16 protein-coding genes and 1 pseudogene are annotated in these 20691 nt (G+C 43.9%); 10 read left to right on the forward strand and 7 right to left on the reverse strand.

The genetic code is table 11. The annotated features are described in order from the left end of the window. Nucleotides 1-3: 3 nt before the first annotated feature. The 4 genes from JNUCC1_RS02675 to JNUCC1_RS02690 form a co-directional block, all read right to left on the reverse strand. The gene (locus JNUCC1_RS02675; protein WP_156643872.1) at nt 4-816 is read right to left on the reverse strand and encodes an arylamine N-acetyltransferase family protein; all 813 of its coding nucleotides are present in this window, start codon (nt 814-816) and stop codon (nt 4-6) included. 137 nt (nt 817-953) lie between these two features. Continuing rightward, nucleotides 954-2438, reverse strand: coding sequence for an IS1182 family transposase (locus tag JNUCC1_RS02680; protein WP_156643873.1), 1485 nt, complete (start codon nt 2436-2438; stop codon nt 954-956). A gap of 223 nt (nt 2439-2661) precedes the next feature. Next, complete coding sequence (locus tag JNUCC1_RS02685; RefSeq protein ID WP_156643874.1) at nt 2662-3411, reverse strand: SDR family NAD(P)-dependent oxidoreductase; 750 nt, start codon at nt 3409-3411, stop codon at nt 2662-2664. A 141-nt stretch (nt 3412-3552) separates the two neighbouring features. Then, nucleotides 3553-3885 (reverse strand): general stress protein, encoded by a 333-nt coding sequence (locus JNUCC1_RS02690; protein ID WP_156643875.1) that lies wholly within the window; start codon nt 3883-3885, stop codon nt 3553-3555. Nucleotides 3886-4043: 158 nt separating this feature from the next. On the opposite strand from JNUCC1_RS02690, the gene JNUCC1_RS02695 reads away from it, so the two are divergent. Continuing rightward, entirely contained in the window at nt 4044-4493 is a 450-nt protein-coding gene (locus JNUCC1_RS02695) for a DUF2188 domain-containing protein (RefSeq protein WP_156643876.1), read from the forward strand. A gap of 50 nt (nt 4494-4543) precedes the next feature. Here the strand turns inward: JNUCC1_RS02695 and JNUCC1_RS02700 are convergent, their stop codons facing one another. Further along, nucleotides 4544-5329 (reverse strand): helix-turn-helix domain-containing protein, encoded by a 786-nt coding sequence (locus JNUCC1_RS02700; RefSeq protein WP_156643877.1) that lies wholly within the window; start codon nt 5327-5329, stop codon nt 4544-4546. A 119-nt stretch (nt 5330-5448) separates the two neighbouring features. On the opposite strand from JNUCC1_RS02700, the gene JNUCC1_RS02705 reads away from it, so the two are divergent. Beyond that, the gene (locus JNUCC1_RS02705; protein ID WP_156643878.1) at nt 5449-6744 is read left to right on the forward strand and encodes an extracellular solute-binding protein; all 1296 of its coding nucleotides are present in this window, start codon (nt 5449-5451) and stop codon (nt 6742-6744) included. 400 nt (nt 6745-7144) lie between these two features. Here JNUCC1_RS02705 and JNUCC1_RS02710 read toward each other — a convergent pair whose 3' ends face one another. Next, a complete protein-coding gene (locus JNUCC1_RS02710) occupies nt 7145-8338 on the reverse strand; it encodes an IS256 family transposase (RefSeq protein WP_156643798.1) in 1194 nt (397 codons plus the stop codon). 684 nt (nt 8339-9022) lie between these two features. On the opposite strand from JNUCC1_RS02710, the pseudogene JNUCC1_RS02715 reads away from it, so the two are divergent. From JNUCC1_RS02715 to JNUCC1_RS02740, 6 genes and pseudogenes are all read left to right on the forward strand, one after another. Then, nucleotides 9023-10239 (forward strand): annotated as a pseudogene (locus JNUCC1_RS02715) (carbohydrate ABC transporter permease). 17 nt (nt 10240-10256) lie between these two features. Continuing rightward, nucleotides 10257-11090, forward strand: coding sequence for a carbohydrate ABC transporter permease (locus tag JNUCC1_RS02720; protein ID WP_156643879.1), 834 nt, complete (start codon nt 10257-10259; stop codon nt 11088-11090). A gap of 76 nt (nt 11091-11166) precedes the next feature. Beyond that, nucleotides 11167-13470 carry a glycoside hydrolase family 65 protein gene (locus JNUCC1_RS02725; protein ID WP_156643880.1) on the forward strand — a complete coding sequence of 768 codons (2304 nt, stop codon included), beginning with the start codon at nt 11167-11169 and terminating at the stop codon, nt 13468-13470. Nucleotides 13471-13500: 30 nt separating this feature from the next. Next, nucleotides 13501-14172 carry a beta-phosphoglucomutase gene (pgmB, locus tag JNUCC1_RS02730; protein WP_156643881.1) on the forward strand — a complete coding sequence of 224 codons (672 nt, stop codon included), beginning with the start codon at nt 13501-13503 and terminating at the stop codon, nt 14170-14172. Between the two features lie 202 nt (nt 14173-14374). Beyond that, nucleotides 14375-15973 (forward strand): aspartate:alanine exchanger family transporter, encoded by a 1599-nt coding sequence (locus JNUCC1_RS02735; protein WP_231746955.1) that lies wholly within the window; start codon nt 14375-14377, stop codon nt 15971-15973. Nucleotides 15974-16015: 42 nt separating this feature from the next. Continuing rightward, nucleotides 16016-16219: a hypothetical protein gene (locus JNUCC1_RS02740; protein ID WP_156643882.1), complete on the forward strand. Its 204-nt coding sequence runs from the start codon at nt 16016-16018 to the stop codon at nt 16217-16219. Between the two features lie 316 nt (nt 16220-16535). Here JNUCC1_RS02740 and JNUCC1_RS02745 read toward each other — a convergent pair whose 3' ends face one another. Further along, the gene (locus JNUCC1_RS02745) at nt 16536-18224 is read right to left on the reverse strand and encodes an ABC1 kinase family protein (protein WP_331713575.1); all 1689 of its coding nucleotides are present in this window, start codon (nt 18222-18224) and stop codon (nt 16536-16538) included. A gap of 365 nt (nt 18225-18589) precedes the next feature. On the opposite strand from JNUCC1_RS02745, the gene JNUCC1_RS02750 reads away from it, so the two are divergent. After that, the gene (locus tag JNUCC1_RS02750; RefSeq protein ID WP_156643884.1) at nt 18590-19597 is read left to right on the forward strand and encodes an ABC transporter ATP-binding protein; all 1008 of its coding nucleotides are present in this window, start codon (nt 18590-18592) and stop codon (nt 19595-19597) included. Beyond that, nucleotides 19581-20615, forward strand: a complete 1035-nt coding sequence (locus JNUCC1_RS02755; RefSeq protein ID WP_156643885.1) for an ABC transporter ATP-binding protein — start codon at nt 19581-19583, stop codon at nt 20613-20615. Before JNUCC1_RS02750 ends, JNUCC1_RS02755 begins: the two co-directional genes overlap by 17 nt. Nucleotides 20616-20691: the final 76 nt, after the last annotated feature.

Consider the following 20691-nt stretch of genomic DNA (forward strand, 5'->3'; position numbering starts at 1 on the left):
CATTTATTCATGGCTGATTGTTGTGTACGCAGCCACAGCCTCATACGTCGCTTCTGAAACAATAGGTTCAATACATTTCAACAGGTGCTCATGATCTTTAAACTCAATCCGTTCTTCTTTCACCACTTGCCCTGACTTTCCAATCCATTTTTTGCTCAAACGCTCATTATTAATGGAAATCGTACCATCCGCCGTCGTCTTGGCAATGAGCAGGGACCGGTTAAACGGGGATTCCGGGTGGTGATGAATCATCTTCTTTATCCGGTTGATGTCATCAAAGCCAACCTCTACTGGTTCGAAGGCATAACGCAGTATCCATCCATCAGGCCCTTTCTTCTCAGACACAATCGTTCCCCGCTCTGTTGTTTCAGTTCTAAGACGAAAAACCCCTGAAGGTGCTGACACAGCGGAGCCATCCAATTGTAACGGCTGCAGAGCTAGATTGCTGCCAGAGCCGCTATCGAGCATATACATATTGTCATTCTTGTAATACAAAATGACTGTATGGGTCCGGTCTATAATCCACCCTGATTCAGACCATACCGTTGCTGCAGCTATGGTCACATCAAACCCAAGTGATTTAAGGACAAGATACAGGGCTCCGTTTAGTTCATAACACAATCCGCCGCGTCTTTTAACTAAAATTTTTTCAGTCAATTGTGCTTCGTTGAGTTTGTGATTCCGCCCTAAGAGGACGTCAAGATTTTCAAACGTATACGTATCGGCGAACAACCGCTGCACACATGCCAGCCGGGCCAAATCACCTTTAATTTGAAAATAGCCCGCTTCTTCTAATTCAGATTCAAGCAAAATCATCCTTACCCGCACCTTTCATAGGAGTCTGTCCGACGGAATGTTATTTAAGGGGTCAGATTTAACTTTTTGAGCATATTTCTCCAAAAAAACGCTATTTTGAAGTGAATAGTGTTTAAATCCAGCCTTATCCGTGCCCTTTATGATAACTTTTTCAGATTTTGGACAGACTTATCCCTTGTTTGCTTTAACACATTTTTTGGATGCTTAAGAAAATGAAGCTTCCTAAGGTTATGAGCCAACGCAAGCAGCACAAATTCACCCGAAACTTTTTCTTTTCCGCGGAGGTGAAATTGCCGAAAGCCTTGACACGCTTTCAGTTGCCCAAACACCGGCTCTACAATTGCTTTACGTTTCTTGTAAATGTCTTTCCCTTCGTCACTTTGAACTTTCGTTCTCATAGCTTCACGTATTGGATCAGCTTCTGTACGTTGTATAGTTCTTTTGCCTGTTTTAGATTTTACACACTCACTTTGAAAGGGGCAGTCTAAGCATGCTTGACCTTCATAAATCCATGTTGTAGGTCTGGTCTCATGATGGCGGTATTTAACTTTTTTAAGCACCATGTTTTGACCAATAGGGCAGATATATGTATCTTGCTCTTGGTCATAAGTGAAATTCGACTTGTCATAAGGATTACCATTTTGTTTGCCTTCTTTGGTTGCTGCAATATAGGCATCTACTCCATAGGTTTCGGCTTGTTGAATGTTGGCTGCACTAAAATAACCGGCATCTGCTGTAACAATCTCTGGCATGGCACCCATATTCTCCCGAATGGAGGATAAGACATTTTCAAACTGTTGTTGATCACTGGAATTATTACTCATGGCCATTCCAACGATAAATCCACGGTCTGAATCAACTGCAACTTGTGGATTGTAGCCTTGTATCACGCCTTGTGTCCGGGTGTTCATAATTCGTGAATCATCGTCCGTAAAATTAGCCTGGTCCTTGTCAGCTGTTGCTAAAGCTGATTCAGGTTTGCGTTCTTCTAGTTTTTGTAATGCTTCCTTGATCGTTTCCAGGCGCTTTTGATAATCTTGTATACCTCGACTTGTGGGTTCCGTTTGTTCATCTTCGATGGCATCTTGCAGCTGGGCTTCGTTCAAGTGATCGGCAATAAGCTGTTCCATACGCTTAATTTCTTTTTTCATATAGCCGCGTGTCATCGCTTTGTGCTTTGAAGCATTAGCCTTGAACTTTGAACCGTCAATGCTTACATGTGCCATGGATACATGACCTAATTCTTTAGCGATTAGAATAACCTGACTAAATAAAGGGGCCAAATTATTTATGTTGTTTTTTCGAAAATCACTAATAGTGCGGTGATCAGGCTTCTGGCCACCGGCCAGCCAGCGAAAGGGAATGCTTTCTTGAATTGCCGTATGCAATTTACGGGATGAAAACACACCCGTTTGATAGCCATAAAAGAGAATCTTAATCAACATCTTCGGATGGTAAGCTTCTTGACCACGATTTTTATAGTGAATTGTCATATGAGAAATATTTAGTTCATCAACAATGTCGTTAACAGTGCGAGCAAGGTGATCAGAAGGAATCAAATCCCCAAAATACGTCGGGATTAGCTCTCCTTGTTCCACTGAATAAGGCTTAAATGGTGCCATGGTGGAATGCCCCTTTCTTTTTCCGTTCAATCTTCACTTTGTAATATTAATTATACATGAAAGTCCGGCATTCCACCCATTTATCTGGTAATACTTTCATTCCGTCGGACAGACTCATAGGTCATTAACCCCATTGTAGCAGGTATTTAAGAAACAGCTAGTTTATCTGGATAAATACTAAAACCACCCGATATGCTTCAGGTGGTTTTTTTGACTATCTATATTAAACTGCTGTATAGCCGCCGTCCACCAGCAAGCTTGCGCCTGTAATAAAGGAAGCGTCCTCACTGGCAAGAAAGAGAACGGCTTTAGCCACTTCTTCAGGACGACCCAGACGTCCGATGGGATGAAGATCGACAAGCGCTTGCTTCCTTTCTTCCGGAAGCATATCCAAAAGTGGCGTATCGATATATCCCGGATTCACGTTATTGATACGAACCCCTTTGGCTGAATACTCGGCGCTTTCCGTCTGAGTCAGCAGCTTCACACCGCCTTTTGCTGCGCTATAAGCGCCAGTGTCTTTCTTTCCGACAAACCCATGAATCGAATCGTTATTGACGATGGCTCCGCCGCCCTCTTGTTCCAGCATTTGCGCAATCGCATATTTATTACATAGAAAAACGCCATTCAAGTTGATATCAATAACCTTTTTCCAATCTGTATAGTCCATTTCATGAACCTGTGAGGCGACAGCAATTCCAGCGTTGGCAAACATGACATCCAAACGGCCGTACTTTTCTGCGGTTGTCATAACAAGCCGCTCCACTTCTTTCTCATTCGTTACATCTGCTTTTGTAAAGACCGTTTCGTAGCCTTCCTGGTTGAGTGCATCTGATAGCTTCTGTCCATCATCAGACACATCTGAAATCACAACATTGGCACCTTCTTCAGCAAACGCTCTGACAGTCGCTTCACCAATGCCCCTTGCTCCACCAGTTACAATCACGGTTTTGTTTTTAAAACGTTCTGCCATTGTTATACCTCCTTGTGTTTACTGCTTCAATAATGAGAAAGTGTATTCTTTATCAATTAATTTTCCCTGAAATTCTTAAAGCTAAACAGACCTAAAAGCGGCCAGGTTCATGAACCTGGCCGCTTTCGTATCTCTGTTTTATTACACATCTGGATTGGTATTTACGAGAAGAATGGTGCCGTGATCCAATTTTTCTTCCAGATCTCCTGCCTCTTGCTCAGGAAATCCGAGTTCCTGAAATTTAGCACGCAATTCGTCACCTTTTTTGCGAAAAATATTACCGACGTACGTACTTAACTCCTGTTCACTCAAGCCTACCTTGTTCGCATCAACTGAATCGGCAACACGATCAGTGCGGTCATCATCATGTGATAAGACATAAAGGGTATCTTTTGAAACACCTTTTTCTGCTAGACTTTTAACTTCTTCTTTCAGTTTTGTATCGTCTTTAAACTCTTTTACACTTGGTTTCATCCTTGATCCCTCCATTGCTGTTTTCAGACGCCCCATATTGGACACGTCTTTCTGATTTGTTTATTCCCGGTTTACATGTATTTAAACAAGCTGTAAAAAGATTAAACATATGTAAACAAGGGTATTTATACACAAAATAAACCTAAGGAGGAATGAGCATGCCCTGGGACTTAAATGATTATCCGAGTTCAATGAAGAACTTGAATAAAGCTGCCCGAAAAAAAGCAATTGATATTGCCAACGCGATGGTGGATGAAGGTTACGATGAAGGACGTGCCATCCCCATTGCGACCAAACAAGCAAAAGAATGGTACAAGGATGCCAGCGCGCATGAACGCGAGCAATATTTACAACAAGGTAAACCAAAGGAGCACGAATCTGATGACAGTGCGCGTCCCGAATTAATGGATAAAGCAGAGTTTGTCGAACCCCAGAATAATGGTGAGTGGGCAGTGAGATCAAAAGACGCCAAACAAGCTGCCAAGACGTTTGACAACAAGGACGAAGCTGTGGAATATGGAAAGAACGTTGCCCAAAAACAAGGCACACGATTGATCATTTATAAACAAGACGGCTCCAAACAGGAGACGTTTGATTACACTGATTAAATACGATAAAAACAGCCCGGAATGGAGATTCCGGGCTGTTTTTTTGGCTATTAATTGACCGCTTCAGGTTTGGCATGCTTTTTTTCCACATCTTCATCAGCATGTCGCCTTCTGAAAGCGGCTGGTGTGATACCATTATGTTCCTTAAATACCCTTGTGTAATAACTTTGGTTGCAAAATCCGAAGAGAAGTGCAATATCAAGAAGTGTGGAGTCCGTGTGGCTCAGAAAGTATTTGGATTCATCGACTTTCTTTTTATTAATATAGGCATTCATACGGATATTGGTTACAGAATGAAATAAGGCTGACAAATAATTCGGGCTCACATTAATGGCTTCTGAGATTTTTTCCAAAGTCATTGGCTGCAAAATATTTTCATGAATATAATGAATCGCCCTGTTTACAATTTCATTTTGATAAGGATTTTGTCTGTAATCACGGATGGCCTGTATAAAGTGGTGCAGCATATCGTATTCCAATTTATGCAGCTGATCGAGTCCATTTGTGTTTTCGATTTTCCGAATAAAGATATCACTCATATCATAAGCATATTCCGGCGTCACACCAGCTTTGATGGTTGCTCGTGTAAATAATGTGCAGGAACAGATAAGAGAATTTTTCAACGAACGGACCTGGCTGTCAGAAAGCCGTGCACGCTGGGCAGCATTAATCTGATCGAGAACCCGTGAGGCGCGCTGTTCATCCGTCAGTTCCACCCAATACAGCAAATCCTGCTCAAGTGTGTACGAAGGGTGAGCGAACAGACTCTCCTCGTTCTCCTGCCGGGTTTCTAGAAACTGCCGGATGACTTCTCCATCAATACGCGAATTTTTCATCGCCCCGTCTCCCTTTTTTGAGACATAGTAATTTTTTGTTAAAAATCGTAAGTTTATAATATCATTATATCATGAAAGCACTTACACTTAAAGTAGATTATAAAAGGAGGTCAACCTAAATGAGAATCAGAAACAAGAAAACATGGTTAGGGCTACTGTCGCTTATATTGATCCTGGCACTTGCAGCTTGTGGTGGTAACAATAATGGAAATGCCGAAGAGGGTAATTCAGGTGATACAGGCAATAACGGAAATAACAACGGAGACGCCGAATCGTCTGAACAAGTTACACTCAAGTTCGGTGCCCAAAATGATAACACTCCTGCAACGAAAAACCTTATTGAAGCGTTTAACGAAAGCCAGGATAAGTACACGGTGGAGTGGGATCCTTTAACAAACGACTCTGCACAAATGCATGACCAACTGCTTAACTCACTGACAAGTGGCTCAAGCGAATACGACGTGCTTTCACTCGATGTTGTGTGGGCTGGTGAGTTCGCAGGAGCCGGTTTCTTGGAGCCGATTGATGTGTTCATGAAAGACGCAGATGTAAACAAGGATGAATTTAACGCGGGTTCAATGGATTCCGGCAATTACAAGGGTAAACAGTATACCCTGCCATTTTTCCCTGATGTTGGTTTGATGTATTATCGCAGTGATATTGTGAGTGATGAAGACGCAGAAAAGCTTGAGAATGGCGATTATACGTATGAAGAGCTCTATGATATGGCTGAATCCTATGTTGGTGAAGCTGATACGAAATTCGGCTTCCTTTATCAGTCAAAACAATATGAGGGTCTGACAGTTAACGTCAATGAGTTTTCAGATGCCTTTAGTGATATCGATGGTGGACTAGAAACAATGTATAAATTTACAACCGCTGATTTTTCACCACAGGATCTGCTGAACTACACAGAAGGCGAAACACATACAAACTTTGAACAGGGCAATGCCGTATTTGCCCGTAACTGGCCATATCAATTTGGCCGTATTAACGGTGAAGAAGACGGTGTCACTGTTTCTGTTGATGATGTAGGTATTGCTCCGCTCCCTAATGGCGGTTCTGTTGGCGGCTGGCTGCTGGGTATTAATAAAAATTCCGAGCACGTAGACGGGGCTTGGGAGTTCATCAAGTTCGCAGCTGGTGAAGAAGGCCAGAAGATCATGGCAACCGAGGGCGGCTATATCCCTGGTTACAATGCACTTCTTGATGATGAAGATGTTAAGGATGCCAACGTTATGCTATCCTACCCTGGGTTTAAAAATGCGCTTGATAACACAATCGCACGCCCAGTTTCACCTGACTACAACAAAGTGTCCGATCAGATTATGATCAACGCACACAAATACTTGAGTTCTGGTGAAGGTTTGGAAGACGCTGTATCCGGGATTAAGGAGGCACTACCGGAAGAATAACAGCCCAACAAGTGAAGCTTCCTGTGAATCATTCATAGGAAGCTTCACTTTTATATTAATCTCTTAATATAACCCATACCACATAACATTTGTTTTTTGGAATTATAACGAGGGTGCGTCAATAATTTTGTGTAAATAACCCTGTTCTGGTAGAACGGCTAGCTGATAGGTAAATTCAGGAAAATTTCTTTTTGAGCCACAGTGACAGCTGCTTGTCCTTGACCATATTGTTGCCTCTTCTTTGCGATTTGTTATGTTGGATTCAGGGTTTCCGACCAGCGAGAGCGGAGAAAAAGATCGGTCGTGGTGCGGATGGAGCCCTTAGGGCTTTATTTTTGCCATCTCTCCATTCATGCACCACCACGACCGCGAAACATGGTCAAGGATGGCGAACTTGAGATTAAGCCTGCACCTGTTGATCTTCAAACATATGCAGTAATTCTGGCTTAGCTTGATCAAATCCCCTGTGGCAACGGATACCGAATTTTTGATTATAATCTAAGAATTGAGTAACCAGGAATCGCTCCAAGGCATCTTCGTTGGGAAATTGTTCTTTGCGTTTCACGTATCGCTTAATTTCCTTATTAAATGCTTCGATGAGATTGGTTGAGTAAATACTACGGCGAATGGAAGCAGGGAAATCATAAAACGTTAATAGCTGTTCGTTCCCAACCACCGCGTCAATCACACGTGGATAAATCTTTTTCCATTTGTCCTGGAATGCATTCAAGGCATCCACGGCTTCGTCCCGATCCTTGGCTTGGTAGACGTTTTTAAAATCATCCAGAATGGCTGGGCGGTCTTTCACCCGCACTTTACTGGCAATGTTGCGGGCAACATGAACACAGCAGACCTGATGCTTGGCTTTTGGATAAACACGGTGAATGGCGTCCGTCATGCCGGGTAAACCGTCCGAAATGAATAGAAGGACTTGTTCCAATCCTCTCGCTTGTAGGTGTTGGATCATTTCTTCCCAAACATGCGTCGATTCTGTTGGTGCGATGGTGAAGTCTAGGACTTCTTTCGTTCCTTCCTCGGTAATGCCGATGGCAATATAAACGGCTTCCTTTTCAACCGTTTGACGACGAATGGGAATGTGCGTTGCATCCAGATAGATGCAGACATATCGTTTCTCCAGTTTCCGTTCATGAAAAGCCTGTACATCTTCCGCAACCAGCTGCGTGAAGTTGGATACGGTTTGTCTGGAATAATGATGTCCATACATTCGCTCCATCAAATCTGCAATTTCATCGGTTGTGATGCCTTTTTCATAAAGATGAATGACAAACTGTTCCAACGTGTCATTGGAACGCTGATACGGAGCGAGAGTTTCCGGTTGGAATTCACCATTTCGATCTCTGGGGATCGCAAGCTGAAGTTCACCATATTCTGTTTTAAAGGTGCGATCGTAGAATCCGTTCCGTGAGTTACCAGAATGGAATCCTTCGCGGGCATAGGGTTCATAATCCAGAAAAGCAGTTAGTTCATGTTTTAACAACTGATTAACAGCTGTCTCAAGATGGCGACGAAAAACCTCTTCAATGTCTTGTTTTTGGGCTAGTGCTTCGATTAAATCTGTAGTAAGATGGTTCATAGGGAAGACCTCTTTTCTGTGAATGTTGTCGCTAACTCTATTCTACAGAAAGGGGCTTCCTTTTTTAAATGAAGATCGTTTAATCGTCATTTCTATTTACACAAACTATTTTACACTCTCTATAACGAGCTAGCACTAGACAAAAACTGCGAACCAGTGAAAACTTTATAAACCTATTTAAATATTCTAGGAGAAGTTTTAAGTTACGTCCTATATGACAAGTTCATGTGATTTTCCGATATATGAGTTGAAAACGCCGATATACACTTCAAAAATTCCGATATACCCCTCAGAATTTCCGATATCTGAGGTGAAATTTCCGATAAAGTAGGACTCGTGCTGTTCCCGCAGGAGTAGACTTCCCTCCTCTCAAATCACTCTATTTAATTCAGTGGCTTGGACGGTTCTGCACGCATATTTGTCTGGGACATTAGCACGCTTTAACCAAGCTCGGGGGAAACACGGAGACTCCTGCGGGATGCAAAGCCTCGGTGAGACCCCGGAGGTCGTTAGACCGAGGAGGCTCAGCAGCCCCCGCGGAAAGCGCAGTGTTTCCCCCGAGCGGCCGCATGAGGCAGTCATAAGTTAGTTCGCAGTTTACGGAAACTATGATGGATGTACTTATACGAAACTATTACCATTCCGTCGTTTCTCAATATTTACAGATTAAGTGAGGTGAGTGTCATGAAACAGAAACCCGGGTTTACGGGCTGGCTTTATATTGTGCCTACGCTTTTGTTAATTGGCGTGTTTTCTCTGTGGCCCGTTGTTCAGTCGATGACATATACGTTGTTCGACTATCAGCTGAATGACCCGCAGAAGTCCGGGCTGTATTTGAATGAACGTTTCAATACGAGCCTGTTTAATGAAACGGCTTTATATGTATCGCTCTTTCTAGATGAGGATTTGGAAAATGTAAGTGACACTGAAGATAAGGCCGCAGTTGAAGATACAATTGATCGTATAGACAGTGTCGCTGAAAACTATGAAGATCAAAGCTCAGTCATTAAAATATCCTCCGACGAACGGGCAGAAATTGAAGAGTTGCATGATGACACAGCAGAGCTTGTCGCCAATTTAAATGAATCTTATGATCTGGAGCACGGTGAAAACTTACCCGCTCTTGTGGACGATTTCAACAACAGCATCATCCCTTCCAACTTCACAGGCCTCTCCGCCTACAAAGAAGCACTGGGTGATGCACGAATCCGAACAGCGTTGTGGAATACAGTCTTGTTCACGACCGTGTCTGTCGCGTTTGAATTTGTACTGGGGCTTGGATTGGCTCTGATTTTGAACAAGGCGATATTCGGTCAGGGATTTGTCCGAACGACGTCACTCATACCATGGGCAATACCGACAGCAGTGGCCGCGATGATGTGGAATTATTTATATGACGGCAGCAGCGGTGTTGTCGCACACTTTTTTGAAAACATTGGTCTTGTTGCCCAATCTCAGGATTTATTGCTGAGCGGGACCGGGGCAATGGTGTCGACCATTCTGGCAGATGTGTGGAAAACAACGCCGTATATGGCGCTCTTACTTTTGGCCGGTTTGCAGAATATCCCAAAATCACTATATGAAGCAGCCTCCATTGACGGCGCCGGTAAGATTAAAAGCTTTTTCCAGGTCACATTACCTTTGTTGAAAACATCTATATTAGTCGCCCTGTTGTTCAGAACGCTTGACGCTTTCAGAGTGTTTGATCTGATTTACGTTTTGACAGGGGCGGCCCTGGTGGCGCAACAGAAACGATGTCAATTTATGCATATAAATTGATGTTCGGTCAGACGAACTTTGGCTACGGTTCTGTTGTTGTTATGCTGATGTTCCTCTGCGTTGCGGCGATTGCCATGGTATTCGTTAGATTACTGGGCAGAGATCTGCTCGATCGAAATTAGTAAAGGAGTGTGTGAAAATGAGTGGAGCTAAAAAACGTTTTTGGGTCATTTTTGGCCTGTTTGTAGTAGCTTACCTGTTTATTATGGTCTTTCCATTTTTCTGGATTTTCATCACTTCTTTCAAATCGAGTGGTGAAATATTCGGAACAGGTGCCTTTAATGTCATTCCCGAGAATCCAACGTTTGGCAACTATATAACCGTTTTATTCGAAAAAGGAATTTTGAGAGCGATTCTTAACAGTATTATCGTCGCTACAACAACAACGGTTTACGTCATTGCTGTAGCAACATTTTGTGCGTATGCCATTTCCCGGTTCCATTTCCGAGGGAAAACAGTTCTGCTGGGACTTGTGCTTGCTGTTTCCATGTTTCCGCAAATGGTTGTGACCGGACCGGTATATAATATGTTTTACGAGCTTGGCTGGCTGAACAGTTATTTCATTGTTCTCCCCTACTCAACAATTACACTGCCAATGGCGGTATGGATTTTGGTGACACATTTTAATCAGATTCCGCTGGCTCTTGAGGAGTCAGCTACGATTGACGGTGCTTCCCGCGTTCAGACGCTGACACGCATTGTCTTTCCGCTCGCCGCACCTGGCGTGTTTACAACTGCTATCATCACATTTATCGCTGCCTGGAATGAATTCCTGCTGACGATCACGATGAACTCTGAGTCAAACTATCATACAGTCCCTGTTGCGATTTCCTTCTTGCGTACCCAGTTTAGTATTCTCTGGGGAGAAGTTGCAGCCGCGACTGCTCTCGTAACCATACCAACACTGATCATCGTACTCGTCTTTCAGAAGCAAATCGTCTCAGGCCTCACATCAGGCGGCGTCAAAGAATAACAACACAGCAGATGTGTCGGATGGGGCCAGGCCCCTCCCTCCTTCTGTTGAATGATTTGAATAAAGGGTGAAGGTTATGTCATGGGTGATACGATCTGATGCAACGGATTTAGAAACATTACTTTTAGAAGAGAGCTTGTTTTTTAATGGAAACGGCTATCTCGGTGTACGAGGCAATTTGGAAGAAGGTTTTCCAGAGGGGGAAACATCAATCAGGGGGACGTATATCAACGGGTTTTATGATGACGTGCCGCTGACTTACGGCGAGAAGCTGCACGGGTTTCCAGACTCACAGCAGAAACAGTTAAACATTATGGATATACAGTCTGTAGATCTATGGGTCGGAGAAAATGGTAATCAGGAAAAGGTATCATTATGGACAGGTGAGGTGCTTGATTACAGCCGTGAGCTCGATATGAAAAACGGAATCACTGTTCGGAAGCTGCACTGGCGCTCATCAAACGGACATGAGTTGCTGGTGACGTTTAAACGGCTGGCATCAATGACACACCCATCTTTGTTTATGCAATACATCACACTGGAGCCCACTAACGGGACAGTGCCGGTTACTGTGGTGAGCCGACTGGAGGGTGATGTGGTTAATCATATTGATACCACCGACCCCAGAGTCGCTAGTGGACATGCCAAGCGTTTGCTGGTATGGGATGCTTCTCTGACAAACTCAGGTATGAGTACCGTTGAGGTTGAAACCTATACCTCAGGGCTTCGGGCCAAAGCTGCCTCATCCATTGATATCAAACTCACCGGTGCTGAATCATCATCTGCGGTGGACGCCACAGGCATCACGACCACAGCTTCGTTTGTATTGTCAGAAACAACCACAATCGACAAACGGACTTTCTTAACAGACTCAAGAAAAGATTCAGTATCTGCTGAGCACCAAGAGAACCTCATCGATAAACCGCCTGAATACTTTTTCGAAAAGCAAACTGCATATATGAGAGATTTCTGGAAAACTGCTGATATCCAAATTGAAGGTGATGATCAGCTCCAGGAAGGCATTCGTTTTAATATGTATCATTTGCTTCAATCTGCCGGGCGTGACGCACAGTCCAACATTTCAGCAAAAGGTCTGTCCGGTGAAGGGTATGAAGGCCATTATTTCTGGGATACGGAAATTTATATGCTCCCGCTGTTTATCATGACGCAGCCGAATATTGCAAAGAACCTTCTGCTCTATCGCTATGGCATTCTAAACGGTGCTCGTCAGCGGGCTAAAGAGATGGGGCATACACAAGGCGCACTTTTCCCATGGCGAACCATTTCTGGATCAGAATGCTCAGCATTTTTCCCGGCGGGGTCAGCTCAGTATCACATCAGTGCTGATATTGCTTATAGTTTTGTTCAATATTACCTGGCAACAGGCGATACCGATTTCATGATTCATTATGGGACTGAGCTTCTTTTGGAAACGGCACGGCTCTGGATGGATACAGGGCATTTCGATGCAAATGGACGGTTCCGCGTTGATGCCGTTACGGGGCCAGATGAGTACACATGTGTCGTGAACAATAACTATTACACAAACGTCATGGCGAAATACAATCTCGATTGGGCCGTTAAAATGGCTAAGCTTGTAAAAAGAAAAGCACCTGAGGAATGGTCTCATCTGAAGCAGACGCTGGCATTTTCCGAGAGTGAGCTTGTTGCATTTGCGGAAGCTGCGGAGCATATGTATTTGCCGGTGGACGAAGCCCTGCAAATCAATCCGCAAGACGACTCATTCTTGCAGAAGGGCATATGGAATCTGGCAGCGACTCCAGATGATCAGTTTCCGCTGCTCCTGCATTACCACCCGCTCACGCTATACCGTTACCAAGTATGCAAGCAAGCTGACACCGTACTCGCTCACTTTTTGCTTGAGGATGAACAATCTGAAGAGGTTATGCGCAATTCATACCAATACTACGAACAGGTCACAACGTTTGATTCGTCCCTATCATTCTGCATTTTCAGCATGATGGCCGCACGTTTTGGTAATCTTGACAAAGCCTACCATTATTTTATCGATACTGTTCGGATGGATCTTGATAACACACACGGAAATACAAAAGATGGCCTGCATATGGCAAACATGGGTGGCACATGGCTCTCAATTGTGTCAGGCTTTGCCGGGATGCGCATCAAGGAAGACGGTCTTTTCTTCAGGCCCCAGCTTCCGGAACAATGGGACCGTTATACGTTTCATATGCAATATCAGGGACGTCAGCTGGATATCGACGTGACAGGGCGTTTTTTCAAAGTAACACTTTTAAACGGAGCTCCCCTCTCCTTTAATGTATGGGATCAAACGTATACAGCTGAGCAAAACAAACCTGTTCACATCCCAATTGGCACCAAAACATTATCCGAAAAATAAAAACTTCTGTATTCCAAAAGGAGTGACACGATGGCCACAACTTTTATCTTTGACTTGGATGGTGTGATCACAGATACAGCAGACCTGCACTACCAGGCCTGGAAAGCTCTTGCTGACGAACTGGGCATTCCGATGAACCGCACGTTTAACGAGCAACTGAAAGGACTTAGTCGCATGGATTCACTCGATATTATTCTGGGTGAATCCGGTAAAAGCGATGATTTTTCCAGCGAAGAAAAAGAACAGCTCGCCACACAAAAAAATGAGCATTATCAGAAACTGATCCTGACGCTTGGGCCTGCAGATATGCTTCCAGGAATTCCGGAGTTACTGAACACCTTGAAAGTTTCCGGCTATAAATTAGGGTTGGCCTCCGCTAGTCGAAACGCCAGAACTGTTCTTGAAGCCCTTGAAATTCTTGATGTGTTTGACGTGATTGCAGATGCAGAAAAAGTCGAAAACTCCAAGCCTGCGCCAGACATCTTTTTACTTGCAGCTTCCAGTTTAAAAGCATCTCCACAAGACTGCATCGGAATTGAAGATGCCGCAAGTGGGATTGAAGCCATTAAACGAGCCGGCATGGTGGCAATCGGCGTTGGCGAGACTGAGATTTTGAAAAAGGCAGATCTCGTCGTATCGACCACAGATGAACTCAATGTGGAGGATATGCTCAAGGTCTGGCAGGCTAACACGCCAAAATAGACATATCATGGACTAGACGTGCCTAAACGTTAGGCACGTCTTGTTTGTATACACCAATAGTGGGATCCTGCCTATATTCCATGTAAAATCATCCTTAACCCTCCCATTCTCTTGACAAGAAGATGAACATTTCTTTTCCCCCCTTTTAAACAAACCCATTTCGGCGTAAGATAGAATTAACACAACACGTGAAAAGGAGAACATGATGAACGCAATTGTTGATCTACTTCATGAACCACTGATATTGGTATTCGCTATTTTATTACTTGGATCTGCTTTGGGTTCAGTCAAGGTTAAGGGCATAAGCCTTGGTGCGGCTGGAGTGCTGCTTGTGGCCATGGTGTTCGGCCACTTCGGCTTTCAAGTGTATCCAGTCGTTCAAAATCTAGGCTTAAGCTTATTTATCGTAGCAGTCGGCTTACAGGCAGGACCTCGCTTTTTCCGCATGATGCGTTCAAATGGTCTGATATTTGGAATTATAGCATTGCTGATCGTTGTGGTTTCCATTGGCACAACACTTATTGTGGCTAAGCTGTTTAACCTGTCTACTGCGTTGAGTGTGGGCTTGATGACTGGCGCACTGACGTCTACACCGGGACTTGCTGCAGCCCTTCAAGCCACCAATGACCCGCTTGCTTCCGTTGGATACGGTATCGCTTACCCATTCGGAGTGCTCGTCGTCGTCTTATTTGTCCAGCTGCTCCCTCGAATTGGGAAAATTGATCTGGAAAAAGACCTGGAAGACGCAAATAACCCAATTAAAACCGAGCAATCACCTGAATTTATGACCATTCAAGTGACCAATTCCAGCCTTGACAAGAAAACATTGGAAGAATTGGCGCTCAATAAAAAGTCAATTGTTATCAGCCGAGTCATACGTAATGACCACACGATGATTGCGCTTAGTGACACTGTAATTTTACATGGTGATGAACTTGTCGCTGTCGGCACACCAACAGAGCTGGAGTCGTTTCGTGACTATGCAGGTGTTCAAGTTGACTCCCATCTTGAAAACCCTGACAACATTCAACTCAAGAAAATCACTGTTGAGTCAGATGGTATTATCGGTAAAAGCTTGAAGGAATTAAATTTGCGTCAAGAATATGGTACAACCGTTACTCGGATCGAGCGCTCTGGTCTGGAATTGTACCAAAATCCAAACATGCCGCTTATCCGCGGGGACGTCCTGACAATGGTGAGCAGTGAATCTCGTCTGGACGAGGTATCCAATCTGTTTGCCCAGAAAAAATTATCGGTAACAAATATCGACATTTTCTCAATCAGCATTACCCTTTTGATCGGAATTTTAATTGGGATGATCCCTTTTCACATTCCCGAGCTTGGCACGATTAAGCTTGGAACTGCCGGCGGACCTTTGTTTGCGGCCCTAGTCATCGGGCATTTTGGCAAGCTCGGCCCAATTCATGTGCGGTATCATGGTCAGTCGAATCATGTCGTGCAGGAACTTGGACTTGTTCTGTTCCTGGCCGGGGCAGGCACCACAGCCGGTCAGGGCCTTTTGGAAGTCGTGCAGGAAGAAGGTTTTCGACTGATTTTTGGCGGCACACTTATAACAGTTATTCCTGTGATCATCGGCTTTTTCATCGCGAGAAAGCTGTTTAAACTGAGCATTGTTCATTCGCTGGGAGCATTGTGCGGCGGTATGACCAGCACGCCTGCTCTGGGGGCATTAAATCAAGTGGTTGAATCCGACGACCCAGCTATTGCGTATGCAGCGGCATATCCGTTTTCCCTGATCTTTATCGCCATCGCAGCTCAGCTGATCGTTTTTTTCCTATAGCCATGTTAAACTTGGGGAAACACCAGTTTAGGGGTGGATGACATGAAGTTCGGAATCCGTAAGCCAAGCTTAAAAAAGCGCATCAGTTCACGAACCAGCATCAAGCGCCAAGTTGTGCACAGAACCGGCCTCAAAATGCCCAAAGGAAAAGGCTGGGCCCGAAATCCAAAAAAATACGCCTATAACAAAGTTTATAACAAATCATCCATCGGATTTTTCCAACTGCTGAAAAAGCTGTTTAAATAATTTGTTTCAAATGGCTAAGTCTTCTTCGGTGGAGTATGAGTGTATATCTAAGATCAAATGTGCACCTACGGGGGTGAATGTGCATATATCAAAATGAGCGTGCATATCCGGAAACGAATGTGCATATCGGGCTACGAATGTGCATATATCAAAATGAATGTGCATATTCGGAAACGAATGTGCATATATCGAAATGAGTGTGCATATCCGGAAACGAATGTGCATATATCAAAACGGGCGTGCACATCAAATATATAAAAACAGGACGGTCTCAGCTGACCGTCCTGTTTTCTGTACATTCTTGTTAAGCTCCGTGTCACATGCGCCCGTTTCGTATGATGGTGTAAATCATTAAAATGAACATCAGTGTTGCAATGACTGAACCGACCTCAATCACCGGCAAACGCCAGATCATGGTCGTCTGGCCGGAAATGGCAGCCCCCACAATCAAACCGACCATCAGAATACTGAATGACAGGAGAATAATACTGAACGATAATCTGTTACTGATACGATCAAGACGCTTCAGCAAGACCTCCAAATCAGAAACATGGATATCAACGCGAAGCTTGCCTCTTTTGATCATTGACGTAACATCTTTTAGCTGCTGCGGGAGATCTGACAGGATCCGAGCATTTTCCACAATTTCCTCAAAGCCTCTTTTGGCAAGCGAGGCAGGGTTATAGCGTTCGCGCAAAATTTTCTTACCAAAAGGTTCGACCCCGCTCATAATACTGAAATCGGGATTGAGTTTACCCAAGACCTCCTCGAGTTCAAGTACCACTTTTCCTAGAATAGCAATATCAGTTGGCAACTCGATTTCATGTTTATAGGCTATCCTGAACACTTTCATCATCACCTCAGCAAGGCTGATTTCAGAAAGCGGAATATCATAATACTGGGACTGAAGACGATCAAGGTCACGCGTCAATGCTGCATGGTCTGCTTCCTCACTGAGCATGCCCATACCTGTAAAGGTCTTAATCATGCCCTTCGTATTACCTTGATTCAAGTAAATAATCAGCGAGGCAAAGTTATGACGCAGCTCCTGACTTAACCGCCCGACCATCCCAAAGTCAATAAACGTAATCTGGTTGCCAGGCATGATATAAATATTTCCGGGATGCGGATCCCCATGAAAGAAGCCATGCTCGAGCATCTGTTTCATCATCGCATCTGCCACCCGATCTGTGACAAGCTCCAGATCATACCCTTCAGCTGCCAGTTGATCAATGGCGTTAATTTTAATCCCCTTTACATATTCCATCGTCAAAACCTTTTCAGTCGTAAAATCCCAGTAAATATCTGGGACATAAATATCCGGATTGTTCTTAAATTGATGACGAATCCTGTCAGCATTGCGTCCTTCAGCATTATAATTCAACTCATCCTGCAGCGACTCTGAAAATTCATCCACCATATTGCACAGATGATAGTTTTTTGCCCATTTGGTACGCTCTTCAAGCACTTGCGCTATATAGCGAACGATTGACAAATCCGTTTCAATTTTATCTTCAATTTCAGGACGCTGCACCTTAATAGCCACTTCTTCTCCTGAAAGAAGATGCGCTCTGTATACTTGGCCAATCGAGGCTGTAGCGAGTGGTTCCTCATTAAAATCCAAGAAGAGATTATCAAGTGAATTATCCAGTTCTTCCTCGATAATATCTTTGGCATCATCAAATGAAAATGCTTCAACATCATCTTGCAGCTTCTCAAGCTCCGATATAATTTCCATAGGAATCATATCACGGCGGGAACTGGCTATCTGTCCAAGTTTAATAAACGTTGGTCCAAGCTCTTGCATCGAATTTTTAAGCTTTTTCCCAATGTCTTGGAAATTCATGTCGCCAACTTCCTGCTTTCCGGAAACAGGCCGGCGGCCACTTAATCCAACCCGAAACAGAATATGGCTAAAGCCGTTTTTAAACAGGACATTTAAAATCTCCTGAAATCGCTTTGTATATCTGATGCGTCTGAACATATATGTATCGCCTTCCTTCACGTGCTCTTAGTATAACATACCCGTTTTTGTTACTGGTTGAACGGACTAATTTCATCTTAAAAATTTAAGACAGTGACAATTTTTAAAAAATACATCTTGACATTTCGTCAATTGTTCATTATTGTGTATGTAATAATTACACAATTTCAAACCATCTAATTAAACTTTTACTTCTTAGAGCCTACATATATTGTCGCCCGGCAATTGATTGCTTATAAACTTCACAGAACTACCACACATGATCGATTCACCTTTTTCATAGAATAATATCAGCTATATTAGGATTCAATTTTCTCACCGACATAGAACCCTGTTAGACGTTTAGTCAAATTAAATTTCATACTTTTCAGAATGGAGTGTTGTCCATGACAGACCTGCCCCTGCTTGACATTCAACAATTGAAAACCTACTTCTATCTTGATGACAATAAAGTGGCCAAGGCGGTTGATGATGTATCATTTTCTGTCTATCCCGGGGAAACGGTAGCCCTTGTGGGTGAATCGGGCAGCGGGAAAAGTGTGACCGCACTCTCAATTATGCAGCTGATTAACAAACCGGGACGCATCGTGGATGGCACCATCGCTATGAAAGGGAATGAGCTATTAAAGTTAAAACCTAAGCAAATGACCAAAGTTCGCGGAAATGATATTGCTATGGTGTTTCAGGAACCGATGACAGCATTAAATCCTGTGTATACCATCGGAAACCAGATCACTGAAATGATTCGCAAACACCAGAAGGCTTCCAAAAATGAAGCGCGGGAAAAGGCGATCGACCTCTTGAAGACTGTCGGCATTCCTCGCGCTGAGGAGATCATGCATGAATATCCCCATCAGCTTTCAGGCGGCATGCGACAACGCGTTATGATTGCAATTGCGATTTCCTGTGAACCGGCATTGCTTATTGCAGATGAACCTACAACAGCCCTTGATGTGACCATTCAGGCACAGATTCTTGATTTAATGGCGGACATGCGCGACAAGTATCACATGGCCTTATTGCTGATTACCCACGACTTGGGCGTCGTGTCAGAATACGCAGATCGTGTGATGGTTATGTATGGCGGTCAAATCGTTGAAGAAGGGCCGACAAAAGAACTTTTACGCACAACGAAACACCCTTATACACGTGGTTTACTCGACAGCCTGCCGAATATTGATAAGGACGTTGACAGGCTCGGTACCATTAAAGGAACCGTACCGCCAGCGTTCAGTTTCCCCAAAGGCTGCCGGTTTGCTGCACGCTGTCCGTTCGTAATGGATCAATGCAGAGAGAGCAATCCTGAGTTACTCGAACAGGAAACTGAACATTTCGTACGCTGTTACTTATATGAAAATGAAAATGGAGGCATGCCGAATGACGACGTCCAATAACCAAGTTGTAGAACTTAGAAAACCCCATTCGGCTCACCAAGATGAAGAAACACTTATCTCCATTAGAAATGTAAAAAAATACTTTCCAATCAAGGGCGGCGTCCTGAAGCGGACTATTGGCCATGTAAAGGCAGTCGACGATGTATCCTTCGACATCAAGCAAGGTGAAACTCTCGGAGTGGTCGGTGAATCCGGTTCCGGAAAGTCCACGCTGGGCCGTGTCATACTTCGCTTGCTCGAGCCAACTGATGGGAAAATACTTTTTAAGGGAGAGGATATCGCTCATATCAGTAACCGGAAAATGCGAACTTTCCGTAAAGATATGCAAATCGTTTTCCAAGACCCTCTTGCTTCCCTTAATCCTAAAATGAGTGTCGGAGAATTGATTGAGGAACCACTTCTCGTTCAGACCTCCGTATCTAAAGCAGATCGCAAGAAAAAGTCAATTGAGTTATTGAAAAAGGTCGGACTTAGAGAAAGCGACCGCACAAAGTATCCGCATGAGTTTTCCGGTGGTCAGAGACAGCGCATCAGCATTGCACGGGCACTTGCTTTAAATCCTGATTTCGTCATATGCGATGAGCCCGTTTCAGCACTCGATGTCTCTATTCAGGCACAAGTGCTCAACCTAATGAAAGACCTCCAGGATGAATTTGGTTTGACGTACTTATTCATTGCCCACGACCTTGGTGTCGTCAAACATATCAGTGATCGGGTGGCAGTCATGTATTTGGGAAGAATTGCAGAGATCGCGCCCAAACATGCCATTTACAATGATCCCAAACATCCGTATACACAGGCCCTTCTGACCTCAATTCCTGTAGTTGATACAGGAGAAGAAACCGTTCAGCGGGAAAAAGTGAAGATCTCTGGTGAACTTCCAAGTCCTTCTAACCCACCATCAGGCTGTGCGTTCAGAACACGTTGTCCGCATGCACATGATAGATGTGCAGTAGAACGTCCGGATCTCACAGAGCTTGAAAGTGGTCATTTTGTAGCTTGCCACTTATATACATGAACATCAACTGACTATTTTAGGAGGTGATAGCCGGCGATTAAAGGGTTAACAGTTATTGTGCAGTCGGTCATTATTT

Source organism: Lentibacillus sp. JNUCC-1, from assembly GCF_009741735.1.
Classification (GTDB): domain Bacteria; phylum Bacillota; class Bacilli; order Bacillales; family Amphibacillaceae; genus Lentibacillus_B.